We start from the raw sequence: 16,553 nt of genomic DNA on the forward strand, positions 1-16,553 counted from the left end.
ATTCTTCCAGCAGCTTTAAGCAGTCCTTCTAGCTTTTTAAGAACAGATTAAGGACAGAGCGATTGCTTTCAGCTTGCTTGCACGAATCTGTGATCTCTCCCTGTTTCAACGACCTGTTTCCTCGACGTATTGCGATTTTTCGGGCTCTCCAGTTGGGAGACTTGCTCTGCACAGTACCGGCTCTACGAGCCCTGAGAGCAGCCTTTCCCGAGGCGGAGATCGCTTTGATCGGGTTGCCTTGGGCTAGAGCTTTTGTGCAGCGCTTCAACTGCTATCTAGACAGCTTCTTAGAATTTCCGGGTTATCCCGGTCTGCCAGAACGTGCTGTTCAAGTGCAACAAGTTCCCGCTTTTCTCAGCACCGTGCAACAGTTACAGTTCGATCTGGCTTTGCAATTGCATGGCAGCGGTGGCATTACTAATCCTCTAACTCTGCTATTTGCAGCAAAGCAAACGGCTGGTTTTTTTAGCTCAGGTCAATATTGCCCGGCCCCAGAGCGTTTTCTGCCCCATCCAGAACGAGAACCCGAATGGCGACGACCGTTGAAGCTTTTAGAGTTTCTAGGCGTGCCCCTTCAAGGTGAGGCGTTAGAATTTCCTTTATTTGAAACCGACTGGCGAGAGCTACGCTCTTTAGACGCGGCTCAGCCATTATTTGCACTCCCCACAGAACCTTATGTCTGTATTCATGCCGGAGCCCGTGATCCCAATCGTCGCTGGTCTCCTCAGCAGTTTGCGGCTGTGGCAGACGTGCTAGCTGCGCAAGGGCTCAAGATTGTATTAACAGGTTCAGCAGCGGAGGCCGAGCTAACCCAGGCTGTTGCCACGGCAATGTCATCCCCCTGCCTTAACCTAACCGGACAGACCAGCCTTGGCGCTTTGGCAGCCTTGTTGAAAGGGGCACAGCTGCTGGTCTGCAACGACACGGGTGTTTCTCATCTTGCTGCTGCCTTACAGGTCAACAGTGTCGTGATTTTCACTGGCTCTGATCCCAAGCGTTGGGCTCCTTTGGATCAGCAGCGCCACCGTATTCTCTGCCACCCCACACCAGAAGATCTGCTGACTCAAGCCAATAGCCTGCTACATAGACAACCATGAGCAACCAGTTTCAACGGGTGGCTGAGGCCGTAACTCAGCGCATCGGCGACCTCCTGGGGGCACAGGTCACGGTCCTCGATAGCCAAGGCCGCGTCGCAGCCAGTAGCCAGCCTGGTCAGTGCCTAGATCGTGATGTAGCGCTCCCTCTATGTCTGCCGCTTCAGCTCGATGGCCAGACGGGAGAAGTGTTAGTTGCAGAACCGGCTGACGGCGAACGCTTGTCACCCCGCTTGGTTCAGGCATTGGTTGACCTCATGGTCAACCAGGCAACTGTGGTGGCTCGCTTGCCAAACCAGCACGAACTTAAAAGCAAATTTATCCATGACCTGCTGCATGGTACCCAGCGCGATGAAGCTGAGCTGTTGCGCGAAGGCCAGATTTTGGGCATGGATTTCTCGCGGCCCAGAGCTGTGATTTTGATTGATGCTGCCAATTTCCTGGCTAGTGTGGGTACTTGGTCTGGTGCCGAACCGCGACGAGCCCAGTTGGTAATCAGCAGTGTAGTGAGCTTTTTCCAGCTGCCCAATGACACGATTTGTGCCTACATTGGCGGTGGCGAGATTGCCGTGCTCAAAGCCAGTAGCAGCCGGGACTTAGAAGCTTGGACCGAGCGCGAAGATGGTTCTAGTGCCTTGAACCCCTCTTGGTCCGACCTCACTGCGCTGAAGCGAGCTGGAGCTGCTCTACTAACCCGGCTGCGTAGTGACACCCAAGCCTCGATCAGCATTGGCATCGGTCGTTATCACCCGCGCCTTACAGGCCTGACTCATTCCTACCAAGATGCTCGGGCTGCTTTGTCCTTAGGCCGTCGTGTCCACGGCCAAAACCAGGTACATTGCCTCGACAGCTTGGGAGTGGCGGCGTTTATTGGCCTGTCTGATGAAAGCACCAAAGTCGATCTGGCACGGCATTTGCTCAGCCCACTCGACCAGGAGCCTGAGTTGCTGACCACCCTGGATGCCTTTTTTCGGGAGAACTGCTGGCCCTCATCTACTGCTGGCCGCCTCTCAATCCACCGCAATACCTTGAGCTATCGCCTTGAGAAAATCACCTCTTTGACTGGGCTGGATCCGCGTCGCTTTGATGACGGTGTGCAAATCCGGCTAGCCTTGCTGCTGCGCGCATTGCAGGCTGAATCTGCCCACCTGATGGGCAAATGCCCAACGGCTTCTGTACCGTCACCACAATCCCTTAGGCAAACGCCCAATGTAACGTCTGGTTAATTTAACCAGCCTTAAAGGACAGCAGACTTAGGGTATTTGCGTCCATGCGTCCATTGCGCATTCTGACCTGGCACATCCACGGCAGCTACCTTTACTACCTGAGCCAAGTTGCCCACGAGTTTTATCTGCCGGTGAAGCCGGATCGGCCTGAGGGTTATGGTGGGCGAGCAGGTAGTCTGCGCTGGCCAGACAATCTGCACGACCTTCCGGCTGAGGCAGTTCAGCATCAAGAGTTCAACTGCATTCTGTTTCAGTCGCGCCGCAATTACTTAGAGGACCAGTACGAGATCCTCTCAGAAGCGCAACGACAGCTACCCCGGATCTACCTCGAACACGATCCGCCCCGCGAACACCCAACAGACACGCGCCATCCGGTTGATGACCCAGAGGTGCTGCTAGTCCACGTCACCCATTTCAATGACTTGATGTGGGACAGTGGCCGCACACCCACCCAGGTGATCGAGCACGGCGTAATCGTGCCAGAAGACGTGCGCTATAGCGGCGAGTTTGGTCGCGGGTTGGTGGTGGTCAATGGCCTGCGCTCTCGCGGTCGTCGTCTGGGGCTGGATATCTTCCAAAAGGTGCAGCAACAGGTGCCCTTGGATCTAGTTGGCATGGACTCGGAAGAACTGGGCGGTTTGGGAGAGGTCCAACACGCTGAGCTGCCCGAGTTCCAGGTGCGCTATCGCTTTTTCTTCAACCCGATCCGCTACACCAGCCTGGGCTTGGCCGTATGCGAAGCCATGCTGCTGGGCATGCCGATTATCGGTCTAGTCACCACGGAGATGGTGTCGGTGATCGAGAATGGCGTCTCCGGCTATCTCAGTAACGACCTTGAGCAATTGGTAGCTGCAATGCGCTAGCTCTTAGACGATCCAGCCGAAGCTCAGCGCCTGGGTCAGGCCGCCCGTCGTCAAGCCTTACAACGCTTTAATATCAAACGCTTTGCGCAGGATTGGGAAGCAGCCTTTGCCCAGGTCACGGGGCACAAGCCGCTCAACCGCCCGCTCGTTAGCCCTACTCCGGGAGGTCAAGCATGAGCCGACGCATTGGCTTAATCAGTGAGCACGCTTCACCTCTGTGCAGTTTGGGCGGAGCAGATAGCGGGGGTCAGAATGTCTATGTCGGCCAACTGGCAAGGCATTTGGCTGGCCTAGGGTATCAGGTCGATGTGTTTACCCGTCGTGATAGCCAACGCTTGCCGGAGGTGGCGGAGTGGGTGGAGGGTGTACGCATTATCCATGTGCCTTGCGGTCCAGCTGAGGTGCTGCGCAAAGAGGAATTGCTGTCCTACATGGGCGAGTTCACAGCCTACGTTCTGGCCTTTTGTAAACAGCAGCGCTACGACTTGCTCCTTTAGCTGCGCGGGGTGTCCTCACGACCCAGCTTTTAACTCAACCCCAGCGACGAACCCTAGCTAAGCAGCGTTTGGTTGCCGACTCGCAGTTACTCCTGCGCCTCGACCAAGGCAGCCAGGACCCGATCAACGCAACCAGCGAACAGGCCCTCCTCGACCGCCTGGCAGCGCTTTGGCAGGGTTGTGATGCGGTGATTGTCTCGGATTACTGCTACGGCATTTTGACCCCCCGGATTATCCAGGCACTGACCCAGTGGCAAGGTCTGGCACCTCGCCCACTCGTGGTCGATGCCAGACAATTGAGCGCTTACCGCGAGGTGGGCGTGACTGCCGTGCAGCCCAATTACCAAGAAGCTTTGCAGCTGTTGGGTGAACTCAGCTCAGAGAACCTCAGCTCAGAGGATTTCAGTTCAGAAAAGCGGGTAGAGCAAATCACCGCCCACGGCCCGCGCCTTCTGGAGCTGGCTGGAGCCCGCCTTGCCGCGATTAGCCTTGATTGCGATGGTGCTTTGATCTTCGAACACGGGCACCCAGTTCACCGCACCTATGCCCCAGCCATCCCTGAAGCACATCCGGCAGGAGCTGGTGACACCTTTGTCAGTGCCTTCACCCTGGCTTTGGCGGCGGGAGCAGCGCCGAGCTTAGCGGCAGATTTGGCATCCGCTGCTGCGGCTGTCGTGGTGGCTCAAGCTGGCACTACCGCCTGTTCTGGGGCAGATCTACAAAGCAGCCTTGAACTTTTGAACAGGAGCTTGCGATGACCAACTTGCACTGGAATCAGGCCGAAAACGTTCTCTGCGTGCGGCTCGACACGATTGGCGATGTCCTGATGACCACACCCGCCTTGCGAGCCCTCAAGGTATCCCGTGCCAACCGTCGCCTGACGCTGCTAACTTCTCCCGCCGGGGTTGAGGCGGCAGCGCTGGTGCCAGAACTCGACAACGTTCTGGTCTACGATGCGCCCTGGATGAAGGCTACGGCGCCGCGCGCTGACAGCCAGCCGGAATATGGCATGGCCGAGCGCTTGCGGCAGGAAGTCTTCGACGCCGCTGTCATCTTCACCGTCTACAGCCAAAACCCCTTGCCCTCAGCCTTCCTGTGCTACCTGGCCAATATTCCGCTGCGGCTGGCCCACTGCCCTGAGAATCCCTACCAGTTGCTCACTGATTGGGTGCTTGACCCGGAACCAGCACATAGCTTGCGCCATGAGGTGCGTCGCCAACTGGACTTAGTTGCCACGGTCGGTTGCCAAAGCCCAGATGAGCGCCTAGCCTTGCAGGTGCCGGAACTGGCAACGGGTCGGGTGCTAAATCGTCTAGCGGAACTGGAAATCGATCTGAAGCGGCCCTGGATCGTGATTCATCCTGGGGCTACTGCGCTTTCCCGCCGCTATCCACCCGAAAGTTTTGCCGAAGTTGCCCGTCAGTTGGTGCTGGAGTTGGGTGAGCAGATCCTGTTGACGGGCACTGAGCCGGAGCGAGAGCTGATCGAAGGCATTCAGCAGGGCATAGGTGTTGCTTCACATGCCCTGATCGGCTGCCTCAATCTGGCTGAACTCTCAGCCCTGATCGCGCTAGCGCCCCTACTGCTCAGCAACAACACCGGCCCCGTCCATATCGCGGCTGCGGTCGGTACGCCAGTCGTTGATCTCTATGCCCTCAGTAACCCGCAACACACGCCCTGGCAAGTACCTAACCGGGTGCTATCTCACGACGTGCCCTGCAAATACTGCTACAAGAGCATTTGCCCAGAAGGGCACTATCACTGCCTACACTTGCTCACGCCCGAGACCGTTGTCGCTGCCGTCCGCGAACTCTTGCAAGAAACCCAGCGGCCTGCTTCTGTCCTGGAGATTGCCTAATCAGCACTGTCGATGTTCTGATTCCCACTTACTGCCGACCCGTTGCCCTGGCAGTGACCCTGACTAGCCTGGCTGCCCAGACCTACCGGGACTTTCGCCTCGTGATCTCCGATCAGAGCGAAGACCTGGACCCGACCAAAACAGGGGAGGTGCAGGCAGTAGTACGGTTGCTGCGCGCCCACGGTCACTGCGTCGAGATCTACAAGCACTTGCCGCGCCAGGGCATGGCGGAGCAGCGCCAATTTTTGTTGGACCAGGCCAACGCGCCCTACTCCCTATTTCTAGATGATGATCTGCTTCTTGAGCCCTGGGTGGTGTCGCAGATGGTCAAGGCGATTCAAGCAGAAAACTGCGGTTTCGTTGGCAGTGCCCTCAGTGGCTTGAGCTTTCTTGGGGATGTGCGCCCACAAGAGCAGTCTATTGAGTTTTGGGAGGGACCAGTTGAACCGGAAGTTGTGCAACCCGGCACGCCGCAATGGGAGCGCTATCGCTTGCACAACGCCGCTAATATCTATCATTTGCAAGAACGCTTGGGCTTGAGTCCAGAGCAACCGCGCAAGTACCGGGTGGCCTGGGTGGGGGGATGCGTTCTCTACGACACTGCTAAATTGCGCGAGCTCGGTGGCTACAGCTTTTGGCAAGAGTTGCCAGTGGCGCACTGTGGTGAGGATATGTTGCCGCAGTTGCGGGTGATGGCGCGTTATGGCGGTTGCGGCTTGATTCCTTCCGGTGTCTATACACCAGGAATTGCCAACAACGGTGGTCGAGCGTCAGGTCAACCCTCCTAGTGTGCTTAGCCTTGACCCTACCCCATCAGTTGGAGTTTGCAACCGTTAGGGGGATCTGTGTCTAGCAATGGCTTCAGCGTTGAGCCCAATGTGCGCAAAATCGCCCACGGCGACAACGGCCACCAGCAAACTTTGCCGCGGTCGGGGATGCCTTGGCAGCAGGAGCTGAGGTGTTGTGACAGGCGCTAGACCTGAGGAACGAACCCTCACTGTCGTCGCTGAGGTATCTGAGCAGGAAGTCATCGCTCCAGCGCTTGATTTGCTTCAGAATCAAGCTCCAAAGATACAACTCTGAGATAACCCAAAAGGCGGAAGACCCAGTGTGTAGCTCTTGTTACTGTTATCTGGTGGTCATTAAGTTTCTTAAAAAGGCTCTCATGGTGAAGTCGGTTTACCGGCTGCCCAATTGAGTCTGGCTTAAAGTTTTTTGTGCGGGTGGGCACGGCGAAAAGGGGCTAGACCCGAGCACAAGCGATGTTTGGCTAGGCTACGGGTGAAAAACTATTGAGAAGGAAGATTTCTATGCAAAGCAACGTTATCCCACGTTTAGATCTAGAAAAGTTAGAGGCGGTTACTCCAGCACAGAACTCTTCCACTGGTCCAGTTAACCTCAACTACGCTGAAGCTGAGCAGATCTTTATTCAGCTTCTAGATACTGAAAACTTAGACCAAAATCTCGCGACTCATCACCCAGAAATTGAGCAGTTTGAGCAGGCCTTGGTGACCGCCATTCAAGCAGCTTATGCAGAGGCAACCAGCCCTGAAGATGCACAAGCGGAGGCTCACCTCTTTCTCCAACGAGTGCTCTATCGCATCAATCGGCTTAAGCTGTTTTGGTACGACGATCTGCAGCACTACACCAACGAGCGCTCCTTTTACCTACAGCAGGTCCGCAACCAAATCGAGGCGGCTTGGCAACCTTGGGAGTTGACCCATTTGGATGTAGAAGCGCTAGAAAAGTTAGATCTAGAAGCGGTCAAGCAAGCTCTAACTGAGCGGGCAGCGGCTGATTTGGATCCACCTCTTTCAGCAGAAAGCCGCTTTTTGCGTGAGCAAATGACCGAACTGGGTTATCGTCATTTGTTGGCGATTACTTCTTTCGATGGCTTGGTTGAAGCTAGTCGCCTCTCACGCATTTTGGGGGGTGCTGCTAACGAGATCCAAGCGACTCTAACTCGGGTGCTGATTGAAGAGTATGGGGGCGGGCGTTTACATCGCAAGCACTCCACTTTCTTTGCGCAAATGCTGGCAGAGTTTGGTATGAGCACCGAGCCTGAAGCCTATTTTGATCTAGTGCCCTGGCAAGTTCTAGCCTGCGCAAACCACAACTTTTTACTGACCGAGTGTAAGCGTCATTTCTTGCGCTACAACGGTGGCCTAGCCTATTTTGAAGTTGCTGGACCTTCGGCTTATAGAAACTACCTAGCTGCTGCTCAGCGATTGAACCTTTCTACGGCAGCAATGGGCTACTGGGATTTGCATATCCGAGAAGACGAGCGGCACGGTCGCTGGATGATGGATGATGTCTCCTTGCCCCTTGCGGAGCGATATCCAGTTGAGGCTTGGCAGTTAGTTCTAGGCTACGACCAAGAAAAACTGATGGGAGACCGAGCCGGTGCTGCTGTCGTACGCTATATTCGCGAAGCAGAACGGGAAATGGTTGACCCAATTTCTTCCAGCGATACCCAATGAGTGGATTAAAAGAATATCTAGGGCTTAGGCTCTAGATATTCTTATGGGCTTCTGTTTTGAATTAAAGTTTCTGCCTGCTGTTAACCCAGCTGACTACCTTTCCTGTGTTTTTGCGCTGTTTGATTGCGCTTGCTTTGTTGAGTTCCAGCTCTTGATATTACTGAGGTTACTCCCTTGAAAGAAGCACTGCTGAACCTGGAAGAATCCACTAAACTGTTCTCTCCTAAAGAAGTATTCTTCTGCCCAGAGGAGTCTCAGTTCTATTCTCATTGTTTAGATTTACTGGTTCTCAATCGTTGCGTCAGTTCTGAGGCCATCGTTGAGTTTGGTTGTGGAGATGGCAGCCCAATCATCAACTCGCTGCTTAAGACACCATTCAAAGGAGAAATTCACGGCTACGACCTCAATGCTTCGGCTTGTAAGGTTGCTCAGTCAAGAATTGAACAATATGGGTTAGACAACAAATACGTTATTCATAATCACTCTTTTTTTGAAGCTGCAAGACCCGAAGCAGAATATTTAATTGCGAATCCACCCTATCTGCCTGCCCCTGACGCCGATATTTTGATGCCACTCCTGCATGGGGGTAGTGACGGAGCTAGCATTACTAAACAGCTCCTAGCTTTAAACTACGACAATGTGCTGGTGATGCTATCCAGCTACTCTAATCCGATTGATACAGTTGAATACGCTAAATCTCAGGATTACTGTATTGCGGACTTTATGATTTTGCCTTTGAAGTTTGGCTACTACAGCTCTGAACCCAAAGTCAAACATACAATTTTCAATCTTCGCAGAAAGCGCAAAGCCTTCTTCTCCCCGAACATCTACTTTTTGGCGGGTGTTCTGTTCAAAAAGCAGTGTCAATCTACAGTTGATCTGTCTGATGAACTGCTCAGAGTCATGACTGTTCTGTAGCAGAGTGACAAGCTAGACCCTCGTTTAGGGCTGATCGAGTTCAGTCAGTTTACTGGCCTGTTATTGGTAAGTGTAGGGGTCATGGCTTTCGATTACGATCTGCTAATTATTGGGGCTGGCTCCGGGGGCATGGCGGCTGCTCGTGTAGCCGTCGAGTGTGGTGCTAAGGTTGCTTTGGTTGAGCAGGAGGCGATTGGGGGTACTTGTGTCAACCGCGGCTGTATTCCCATGAAGCTGCTGGACTACGCCTCCCGCTTTTCGCGTCTGTACCAAGAGGCAAAGCATTACGGTTGGACTGTTGCTAACCAGTTTGATTGGTCTAGCTTTATGGCTGCCAAAGATCAAGAAGTTCAGCACATCAACCAAGCCAAGCTCAGCCAGCTTGAGCAAGCAGGCATCGAGCTGATTAAGGGGCAGGCTTGCTTCGTTGACGAGCACACTGTAGAGATTATCTCTGCCCAAGCAAGTCTTGCCCAAATAAGTACGGCTCAATCAAGCACTTCCCAAACAACGAATCGAATCAGCGCTGAAAAGATTCTGCTAGCAGTGGGCTCGAAACCTTTCCTACCCCATGTCCCAGGGATCGAGCATGCAATTACCTCTGAAGAGATGTTTCGTCAAAAGCGCCAGCCGCAGCAGATTGCCATTGTTGGTGGTGGCTACATCGGCGTGGGTTTTGCTAGTGCCTTAAACGGCTTGGGTTCTCAAGTGACACTGCTAGTTCTTGAAGACCAAATCCTGTCTGGTTGGGACGATGATATCCGCAATATTGTTAGTTCCGGCATGACCCAAAGGGGCGTGCAGATTTGGTGTGGTACCAAGGTTGAAAACATTGAGCCGGAAGGAAACTTTCGCTTAACCTTGTCAGGCGATCATCCTAGTTTCTTGCTGGTCGATACCCTACTTTACGCCACGGGTCGCATTCCCAATACTGACGGTCTGGCGCTGGAAAAGGCAGGTGTAAAACTGGGTGAGAAAGGTGCAGTTGTGGTGGATGAGCAGTACCGTACAAATCAACCCCACATCTTCGCGATTGGCGATTGCATTAATCGGGTTGAACTGACCCCAGTTGCTGTTGCCGAAGGACGAGCTTTTGCTGAACAGGAATTTGGCAGCCAGCGCCGCAACGTCAATTACGATTGGGTGCCTGCTGCTGTTACCTGTCAACCGGAGGCCGCCACAATCGGCCTAACTGAGGCTCAAGCCCGCGAGAAACTGGGCGATGCTGTGCAGTGCCACCGTCGGGAGTTTCAACCGCTGTTTTACAGCTTCAGCCCTGAGCGAGAGCCCACGTTAATGAAGCTGATTGTGGATGGCAGTCAGTCGGAAAAAGTAATTGGTGCTCATATTGTGGGCCGAGGGGCTTCTGAAATCGTTCAGAGTGTTGGCCTGGCCCTCAAAATGGGCGCGACTCTAAACGAGTTTGAAGCCCACATCCCAACTCATCCCACTAGCGCCGAGGAGCTATTCAGCCACCGCTGAGAAGGCCTTAGCAATATTGAGCGACATCTTCGCCGCACTGCTCTGCCAGGTAACAGAGAGAGCGAAAGCGCAGTCCTACCAGCTGCTCGTATAGCGGGTTGAGCTTGCACATCGGGGGAATGTGGACCACTCGATGACCAAACAGCTTCACATCGCGCTCGAAGGGGCACTGGGCAGGGATCAGGCGACAGAGGAACCGCGCAATGCGGGGATCCTGAACGTCCATGCCATCTAACCAGTTACGCACAGGTTGCAAGACATCTGAGTGCACTCCAGACTGGATGGCGGGAGGCACAGTGGCAAGTTCAACTCTTACCTGTCTCGGCTCCAGGGTCACCCGGAGTGACTGCAAGGCGTCCACTGTTTGGCCCAGCGCATCGCAGAAGCGATGCAGCAGCTCGTCCTCCGCTTCGGAGTAGAAGCCGTCAGCCACCGCGGTCATCACCGCTGTGCGCAGAAAGTTCTGGGCCAAGTCTGAACTTCCGGGTTGGTCAGAGCCAAGGGCCGCAGCCAACTCAGCTGGGCTAATCGGCTTTAGGGTTTCTAATTGCAAGTCATCAGCCAGTTCGTCACGGGTGATAGCCGCGATAAACTGCTGCTCCTCAAGACTGAAATCACCGTCTGCCCAGGCAACCGCCAGCAGTCCTCGTAGCCAAGCAGAGATTTGCTGAGACGAGTAGGTAGAAGTTGGAGGGCACATAAAGACCTGCATACTAAGCCACCGCAGAAGGAGAAGTGGCGCTGAAGGTGAATCAGGCTCGAACGTCCGGCTCGACTGATGGGCTGGCAACCCGAGCGACCTCAGTGCCGGATCTATTCTGACCCTTCGGACTCGAAATCATGCCAGTTGATCGGGCATATTCGAAAATTCCACCGGCATCGATCACCGGACCCACCTCACCGATAGGCCGCAGCGTGTACTCTTGACCCGTTGTGTGGTTGATCAATTTGTCCTGGTCAAAATCTAGAGTGACTTCTTGCCCTGTCTGGAAAACATCACAAAGCCGCGCTTCTGACTCCCAGGGATACAGTTCTCCGGTCGCTGCACAGTTGCGGAAAAAGATGCGGGCATAGGACTGAGCAATTACCGCCCCTACCCCTGCCGCGCCCAGCGAGATCGGGGCGTGCTCCCGGGACGAGCCGCAGCCGAAGTTCTCGCCCGCAATGATGATCGGGTAGCGCGTCTTCATCTCACCCGCTTCAATAAACCTGCCGTAGCGGTCTGGCAGGCCGCAAAGGGCATAGCTACCCAACTTCTCGTACTCATCCGGCTTGGAGGGCACTAGGGTCAGATATTCAGCCGGAATGATCTGGTCAGTGTCGATATTGTCATCAACAACGAAAACGGGACCAGAAAGGGTTTTGCTCATAGCAGTGCAATTTAGAAAGAGGGTGATCGGTAGGGGCCCAGGGCTAAGCGCCTAGTGCGTCATTTGGCTCAAGAGAGCGGCCAGGAGATCATCGGGCGATTCAGAACGGCGACTCATCCACACCTGGGGTCGGTTGAACCTTCAAGTAGCTTAAGAAATCTAGCAGTTCGTCGTCCGTGAGTTGCTTGCGCGACTTCTTGCCGTAGGTCAGTTGCAGGTGGCGGCTACCAATGTTGGCATCCCAGCCTAAGCGAACGATCTCGACATCGATCTGAGCCATCGCACTGGAGAGGTCTACAGGCGCGGTCAGCCGAGCCGAAGCATTCGCCTTCTTGCCATTAGTTGCACCACGCTCGGCTTGAGCCGAGCGCAAGCTGGGGCGAGATACCTCACGACTTTCAGGCATCGCTTCCATCTCTAAGGCTGGAGGAGCCATCTCCGGCAGCGCGTTGGGACGAGAGGCAGGCAGTTCCGCCGGTCCAGTCGAGTGATTGGACATCAGCGTCACCTGCATACCGTAGGTGGACTGGGTTGATGCAGGTGGTTGGCCTGTGATCCCCGCCATGCGCAAAGCCCGCTCTAGAGCGCGGTCTTCTGCTTGCTCGATCTGGGGAGCAGCAGCCATGGCTGAACCGAGCGTGATATCACCGGCTTGGGCGACCGCTTGCACCACATACTCGCCATCCTCTCGCCTCAAGAGCGTTGTCTTGAGACTACCGTTGGGATAGCGTTCGCGAAATTGAGCGTACATGGCAGCGTTAGGCAGTTGCGCTTTGGTTGCCGAATGAGGAGACTGCATCTGGTAGTGGAGGGCCACAGTTCCAGACGGGTCTACCCTATTAGAGCCTAGCTGAAACAAGGGAGATGAACGAACCTTGAAACTATCCGGATCGACAGCATAGCGGAAGGATCGCGTTGAAAAAAAGAAAACTTTCTTCCGAGGGCCGAGAGCACCTATCCTGACGGAGTGAGCTTCTCTGGGGAGTCAGTCATGGCAAGCAGTAGACCAGATGGACGGCGGCTGGACCAGTTGAGACCTGTGCGCTTTGAACGCCAATATACTCGCTTCTCATCCGGATCAGTCTTGGCGCATTGTGGTGACACGCGGGTGCTGTGCACGGTCTCCATTGAGGAAACTGTCCCCCCGTTCCTCAACGGCACTGGTCAAGGCTGGGTGACTGCCGAATATCGCCTGCTGCCTGGTTCTACGCCCCGCCGTCAGGCCCGCGAGACGCTCAAGCTTTCAGGGCGCACCCAAGAGATTCAACGCTTAATCGGGCGTAGCCTGCGGGCTGCAATTGACCTCAAAGCGCTAGGGCCTCGAACTCTACTGGTCGATGCAGACGTGCTACAAGCTGATGGCGGCACGCGCACGACAGCCATTACTGGCAGTTATGTGGCTGTGGTTGAAGCCCTTCTGGGCCTTCAAAGCCAAGGACTTCTGACAGAGTTGCCCATCCGAGCTCCAGTCGCCGCCATTTCTGTAGGCCTACTAGAGGGCGAAGCCCGGCTCGATCTAAACTACCCCGAAGACGTTGCTGCCAGCGTTGACCTCAATGTCGTGATGACTGAGCATCAGGGGGAGCTGTCTTTGGTGGAGGTTCAAGGCACTGCTGAGGGCGATCCCTTCAGCCGCAAAGATTTAGATCAGATGCTGGATCTGGCCACCGTTGGCATCAAAGAATTGATTCTAGCCCAGCAACAAGTTCTGCAACCATAGGCACTCCAGGGCTAGGGCGGTTCAGCCCTTGAAATCAACCTAGTTGAATCGGCATTGGCAAATATCGGCACAGGCAAGAAAGTCCTCACCAGTAGGCCCTCACCAGTAAGTCCTAGCAGTAAGTCCTAACCAAGTAGGTCCTGGCAAATCGGTCTTGAGCTAAAGTATCAAGCTTCTTGCTGGCCTAAAGACCCTCCCGCAGTACCTCCAAAGCACTCTAAAGAAACGGATATCCCTACAACCGATGACTCAGCCTCGCCCTGCGACTACCGCCATGATTGACATTCCTGCTTGTGCCTGGCAACGCCCGATTGGTCTGGGCTGGGACAAACCCTACACCGTCCGCTACGCCAGCAATTTAGATGATGGCCCCTGGCATGGCGCTCCGTTGGGTGGCCTCGGGGCCGGTTGCTTGGGTCGGTCTTCGCGTGGGGATTTCAACTTCTGGCACATCGACGGGGGCGAACATGTTTTTAAGAGCCTACCTGCCTGCCAGTTCAGTGTTTTCGAGCAGGTTGAGGGCCAACCCTCTCAAGCCTACGCCCTCTGTACCGAAGCACCAGAAGACGGCAGCCTGTCTAGCTGGCAGTGGTATCCCACGAATGGGGGTACTTACCACGCGCTTTATCCTCGCAGTTGGTTTGCCTACGAGGGGATCTTCCAGACCGAGCTAGTTTGCGAACAATTCTCGCCGGTCTGGGCTAACAACTATCAGGAAGCCAGTTACCCGGTTGCGATTTTTCAGTGGACGCTGCGCAACCCCACGAACAAAACCGTGACCCTCAGCATTCTGCTGACCTGGCAGAACACGGTCGGCTGGTTTACCAATGCGCAGAAATCTCCCAAAGTGACTGTGCGGGATGATGGCAGCCCAGTCTATGTGTATGAACCGAAGTGGCGAGAGAGTACGGGCAACTTCAACCAATCAGTCTTCGACCACTACCGAGCTGGGATCATTCTCGACCGTCAGGGCCAAGAGGAGCTTGAACCGGAGGAGGGCGATGGTCAGTGGGCAATTGCCACCACCGATTCTTTTCGACAGCAGATTTTCTACCACACGCGTTGGAATCCTGAAGGCGATGGCTCCGAAGTTTGGCAGCCCTTCGCACAAGACGGTTCCCTCAATGATCTGGATGATGATACGCCAGCCCAAGCGGGTGAACAAACTGCTGCCGCTTTGGCCGTGCGGATCACATTGCTGCCTGGAGAAACGCGCACTGTGCCATTCATTTTGGCCTGGGATTTTCCAGTCACGGAGTTCGCGCAAGGGGTGACTGAATATCGCCGCTACACCGACTTTTTTGGCCGTAGTGGTGGCAATGCCTGGTCAATGGTGCGCGATGCCCTCAAGCGATTTTCGACTTGGCGAGAGCAAATTGTTAATTGGCAAGCTCCAATTTTGAACGATCCAGAATTGCCAGACTGGTACAAAATGGCCCTGTTCAATGAGTTGTATCAGCTCACTGCGGGAGGCACCCTTTGGAGCGCAGCCAGCGAAGACGAGCCGCGAGGCCAATTTGCAACCTTGGAATGTCTGGATTATCGCTGGTACGAAAGTTTAGACGTACGGCTCTATGGTTCTTTTGCCCTGTTGCTGCTTTGGCCGGAGCTGGAAAAGTCTGTGTTGCGTGCCTTTGCCAGAGCTGTGCCCCAGCATGACGAAACCCCTCGAATCATTGGCTATAACCAGGCGTCGGCTATTCGCAAAGCTAAGAATGCAGTGCCCCACGATTTAGGCGCACCCAATGAACATCCCTGGGTTGCAACTAACTACACCAGCTACCAAGACTGCAATCTCTGGAAAGATTTAGCCTGTGATTTTGTGCTTCAGGTCTATCGAGATTACCTGTTTACTCAATCCCGCGATCTTGAATTCTTGCAGTTTTGTTGGCCCTCGATTGTTGGCGCTTTAGAGCATTTAAAAACCGAGTTTGACCTCGATGGCGATGGTATCCCTGAGAACTCTGGAGCCCCAGATCAAACCTTTGATGACTGGCGACTGCAAGGGGTGAGTGCCTATTGCGGGGGGCTCTGGTTAGCTGCCCTGGAAGCGGCAATTGTGATGGCCGATATTCTGGAGGAAGACGCAAGTCAACTCAAACTTTGGTTAGAGCAAGCTCGACCCATTTATAACGCCCTCTGGAACGGACAATACTACCGCTTGGATATGGGCAGTGGTTCTGATGTAGTGATGGCGGACCAGCTCTGCGGTCAGTTTTACGCTCGCCTATTAAATCTGCCTGATTTGGTGCCTGAGGCCAATATCCAAACGGCTTTGGACACCATTTACAACAGTTGCTTTCTTAAGTTCCAAGCGGGCAAGTTTGGCGCGGCTAATGGAGTGCGGCCCGATGGTTCGCCTGAGAACCCAGATGCTACGCACCCCCTTGAAGTTTGGACAGGTATTAACTTTGGTTTGGCTGCATTTCTCAAGCAGATGGGCCACGCCGATAGAGCGATGACCCTAACCGAAACTGTGGTGCGTCAAATTTACGACAATGGCCTACAATTTCGCACCCCTGAGGCGATTACAGCTGCCGGAACTTTTCGAGCCTGTTTGTATTTACGCGCGACCGCGATCTGGGCGCTCCAGGCAGTGAAACTCTAATAATCCAGGTAGGGGCAATGCGTATTTTGCCCCTACCTTTTTGGTAACTAAGATTTAGAGGTTAACAGCATGATCGAGATCAATAGGATTAGCTCCTTTAGACGAATATAGGTGGACGCATCGATTTGGCCTGCCAAAAATAATTCACGATGTTTTTGCTGAATCTGATTGAGTTGAGCAAGTGCAGCTTTTGGATCAGTGCGCGAAGTCGTTTGCCATTCATCGATCAGTAACAGCGTGTTTTGAACAAAGCTTTGGCGTTGCTGATCCAAACAAGTTTGGCACTGGTCAGCTAGCACCCGAGTCATGTGCTCTACCTGCTCGTATAGCCCTACGCACGCACGTTAGGACGCTATTCTAGAGAGAGAAGCATTGAGATACACCCATGCCTGCGCCTTACAGTTATGACCTACGCACCAAAGCGATCGAAGCCGTTA

The 16,553-nt window shown here is 54.3% G+C and carries 16 protein-coding genes; 12 read left to right on the plus strand and 4 right to left on the minus strand.

Going from position 1 to position 16,553, the window contains the following annotated elements; all coding sequences use genetic code 11:
- The first annotated feature begins 89 nt into the window (after positions 1 to 89).
- The 10 genes from H6F94_RS33255 to gorA all read left to right on the plus strand — a co-directional run bounded on the left by H6F94_RS33255 (position 90) and on the right by gorA (position 10,418).
- Complete coding sequence (locus H6F94_RS33255; protein WP_313949289.1) at positions 90 to 1,097, plus strand: glycosyltransferase family 9 protein; 1,008 nt, start codon at positions 90 to 92, stop codon at positions 1,095 to 1,097.
- Complete coding sequence (locus tag H6F94_RS14075) at positions 1,094 to 2,320, plus strand: PucR family transcriptional regulator (protein WP_190802856.1); 1,227 nt, start codon at positions 1,094 to 1,096, stop codon at positions 2,318 to 2,320. The genes H6F94_RS33255 and H6F94_RS14075 overlap by 4 nt, the downstream gene beginning before the upstream one ends.
- 44 nt (positions 2,321 to 2,364) lie before the next feature.
- Positions 2,365 to 3,183 (plus strand): glycosyltransferase, encoded by an 819-nt coding sequence (locus tag H6F94_RS14080; RefSeq protein WP_199320410.1) that lies wholly within the window; start codon positions 2,365 to 2,367, stop codon positions 3,181 to 3,183.
- Positions 3,184 to 3,356: 173 nt separating this feature from the next.
- Positions 3,357 to 3,680, plus strand: a complete 324-nt coding sequence (locus tag H6F94_RS14085; protein WP_190802857.1) for a glycosyltransferase — start codon at positions 3,357 to 3,359, stop codon at positions 3,678 to 3,680.
- Between the two features lie 68 nt (positions 3,681 to 3,748).
- Positions 3,749 to 4,438 carry a PfkB family carbohydrate kinase gene (locus tag H6F94_RS14090; RefSeq protein WP_190802858.1) on the plus strand — a complete coding sequence of 230 codons (690 nt, stop codon included), beginning with the start codon at positions 3,749 to 3,751 and terminating at the stop codon, positions 4,436 to 4,438.
- On the plus strand, positions 4,435 to 5,538 hold the full coding sequence (gene waaF, locus H6F94_RS14095) for a lipopolysaccharide heptosyltransferase II (protein WP_190802859.1): 1,104 nt from the start codon (positions 4,435 to 4,437) through the stop codon (positions 5,536 to 5,538). The genes H6F94_RS14090 and waaF overlap by 4 nt, the downstream gene beginning before the upstream one ends.
- Positions 5,421 to 6,326: a glycosyltransferase gene (locus H6F94_RS14100; RefSeq protein WP_199320411.1), complete on the plus strand. Its 906-nt coding sequence runs from the start codon at positions 5,421 to 5,423 to the stop codon at positions 6,324 to 6,326. Before waaF ends, H6F94_RS14100 begins: the two co-directional genes overlap by 118 nt.
- A 522-nt stretch (positions 6,327 to 6,848) precedes the next feature.
- Complete coding sequence (locus tag H6F94_RS14105) at positions 6,849 to 8,018, plus strand: iron-containing redox enzyme family protein (protein WP_190802860.1); 1,170 nt, start codon at positions 6,849 to 6,851, stop codon at positions 8,016 to 8,018.
- Positions 8,019 to 8,192: 174 nt separating this feature from the next.
- The gene (locus tag H6F94_RS14110) at positions 8,193 to 8,936 is read left to right on the plus strand and encodes a N5-glutamine methyltransferase family protein (RefSeq protein ID WP_190802861.1); all 744 of its coding nucleotides are present in this window, start codon (positions 8,193 to 8,195) and stop codon (positions 8,934 to 8,936) included.
- A gap of 81 nt (positions 8,937 to 9,017) precedes the next feature.
- Complete coding sequence (gene gorA / locus H6F94_RS14115; RefSeq protein WP_190802862.1) at positions 9,018 to 10,418, plus strand: glutathione-disulfide reductase; 1,401 nt, start codon at positions 9,018 to 9,020, stop codon at positions 10,416 to 10,418.
- A 7-nt stretch (positions 10,419 to 10,425) separates the two neighbouring features.
- Here the strand turns inward: gorA and H6F94_RS14120 are convergent, their stop codons facing one another.
- The 3 genes from H6F94_RS14120 to H6F94_RS14130 form a co-directional block, all read right to left on the minus strand.
- Positions 10,426 to 11,118 carry a Mo-dependent nitrogenase C-terminal domain-containing protein gene (locus H6F94_RS14120; RefSeq protein WP_190802863.1) on the minus strand — a complete coding sequence of 231 codons (693 nt, stop codon included), beginning with the start codon at positions 11,116 to 11,118 and terminating at the stop codon, positions 10,426 to 10,428.
- 52 nt (positions 11,119 to 11,170) lie between these two features.
- Positions 11,171 to 11,788 carry a LeuD/DmdB family oxidoreductase small subunit gene (locus H6F94_RS14125; RefSeq protein ID WP_190802864.1) on the minus strand — a complete coding sequence of 206 codons (618 nt, stop codon included), beginning with the start codon at positions 11,786 to 11,788 and terminating at the stop codon, positions 11,171 to 11,173.
- A gap of 100 nt (positions 11,789 to 11,888) precedes the next feature.
- Positions 11,889 to 12,587 (minus strand): slr1353 family protein, encoded by a 699-nt coding sequence (locus H6F94_RS14130; protein WP_190802865.1) that lies wholly within the window; start codon positions 12,585 to 12,587, stop codon positions 11,889 to 11,891.
- 192 nt (positions 12,588 to 12,779) lie between these two features.
- Between H6F94_RS14130 and rph the strand changes: the two genes are divergently transcribed.
- Both rph and H6F94_RS14140 read left to right on the plus strand, forming a co-directional pair.
- Positions 12,780 to 13,508 (plus strand): ribonuclease PH, encoded by a 729-nt coding sequence (gene rph, locus H6F94_RS14135; protein ID WP_190802866.1) that lies wholly within the window; start codon positions 12,780 to 12,782, stop codon positions 13,506 to 13,508.
- A 244-nt stretch (positions 13,509 to 13,752) separates the two neighbouring features.
- On the plus strand, positions 13,753 to 16,116 hold the full coding sequence (locus tag H6F94_RS14140) for a GH116 family glycosyl hydrolase (RefSeq protein ID WP_190802867.1): 2,364 nt from the start codon (positions 13,753 to 13,755) through the stop codon (positions 16,114 to 16,116).
- 47 nt (positions 16,117 to 16,163) lie between these two features.
- Here the strand turns inward: H6F94_RS14140 and H6F94_RS14145 are convergent, their stop codons facing one another.
- A complete protein-coding gene (locus tag H6F94_RS14145) occupies positions 16,164 to 16,424 on the minus strand; it encodes a hypothetical protein (RefSeq protein WP_190802868.1) in 261 nt (86 codons plus the stop codon).
- Between the last annotated feature and the right edge of the window lie 129 nt (positions 16,425 to 16,553).

Origin of the sequence: Leptolyngbya sp. FACHB-261, assembly GCF_014696065.1 — a bacterium.
Classification (GTDB): domain Bacteria; phylum Cyanobacteriota; class Cyanobacteriia; order FACHB-261; family FACHB-261; genus FACHB-261.

Excerpts from the sequence above, each read along its gene's own strand:
- H6F94_RS14075 (WP_190802856.1), top strand. The coding sequence starts at position 1,094 with ATGAGCAACCAGTTTCAACGGGTGGCTGAGGCCGTAACTCAGCGCATC.
- H6F94_RS14080 (WP_199320410.1), top strand. The coding sequence starts at position 2,365 with ATGCGTCCATTGCGCATTCTGACCTGGCACATCCACGGCAGCTACCTT.
- H6F94_RS14085 (WP_190802857.1), top strand. The coding sequence starts at position 3,357 with ATGAGCCGACGCATTGGCTTAATCAGTGAGCACGCTTCACCTCTGTGC.
- waaF (WP_190802859.1), top strand. The coding sequence starts at position 4,435 with ATGACCAACTTGCACTGGAATCAGGCCGAAAACGTTCTCTGCGTGCGG.
- H6F94_RS14105 (WP_190802860.1), top strand. The coding sequence starts at position 6,849 with ATGCAAAGCAACGTTATCCCACGTTTAGATCTAGAAAAGTTAGAGGCG.
- gorA (WP_190802862.1), top strand. The coding sequence starts at position 9,018 with ATGGCTTTCGATTACGATCTGCTAATTATTGGGGCTGGCTCCGGGGGC.
- H6F94_RS14120 (WP_190802863.1), bottom strand. The coding sequence starts at position 11,118 with ATGTGCCCTCCAACTTCTACCTACTCGTCTCAGCAAATCTCTGCTTGG.
- H6F94_RS14125 (WP_190802864.1), bottom strand. The coding sequence starts at position 11,788 with ATGAGCAAAACCCTTTCTGGTCCCGTTTTCGTTGTTGATGACAATATC.
- H6F94_RS14130 (WP_190802865.1), bottom strand. The coding sequence starts at position 12,587 with ATGCAGTCTCCTCATTCGGCAACCAAAGCGCAACTGCCTAACGCTGCC.
- rph (WP_190802866.1), top strand. The coding sequence starts at position 12,780 with ATGGCAAGCAGTAGACCAGATGGACGGCGGCTGGACCAGTTGAGACCT.
- H6F94_RS14140 (WP_190802867.1), top strand. The coding sequence starts at position 13,753 with ATGACTCAGCCTCGCCCTGCGACTACCGCCATGATTGACATTCCTGCT.
- H6F94_RS14145 (WP_190802868.1), bottom strand. The coding sequence starts at position 16,424 with ATGACTCGGGTGCTAGCTGACCAGTGCCAAACTTGTTTGGATCAGCAA.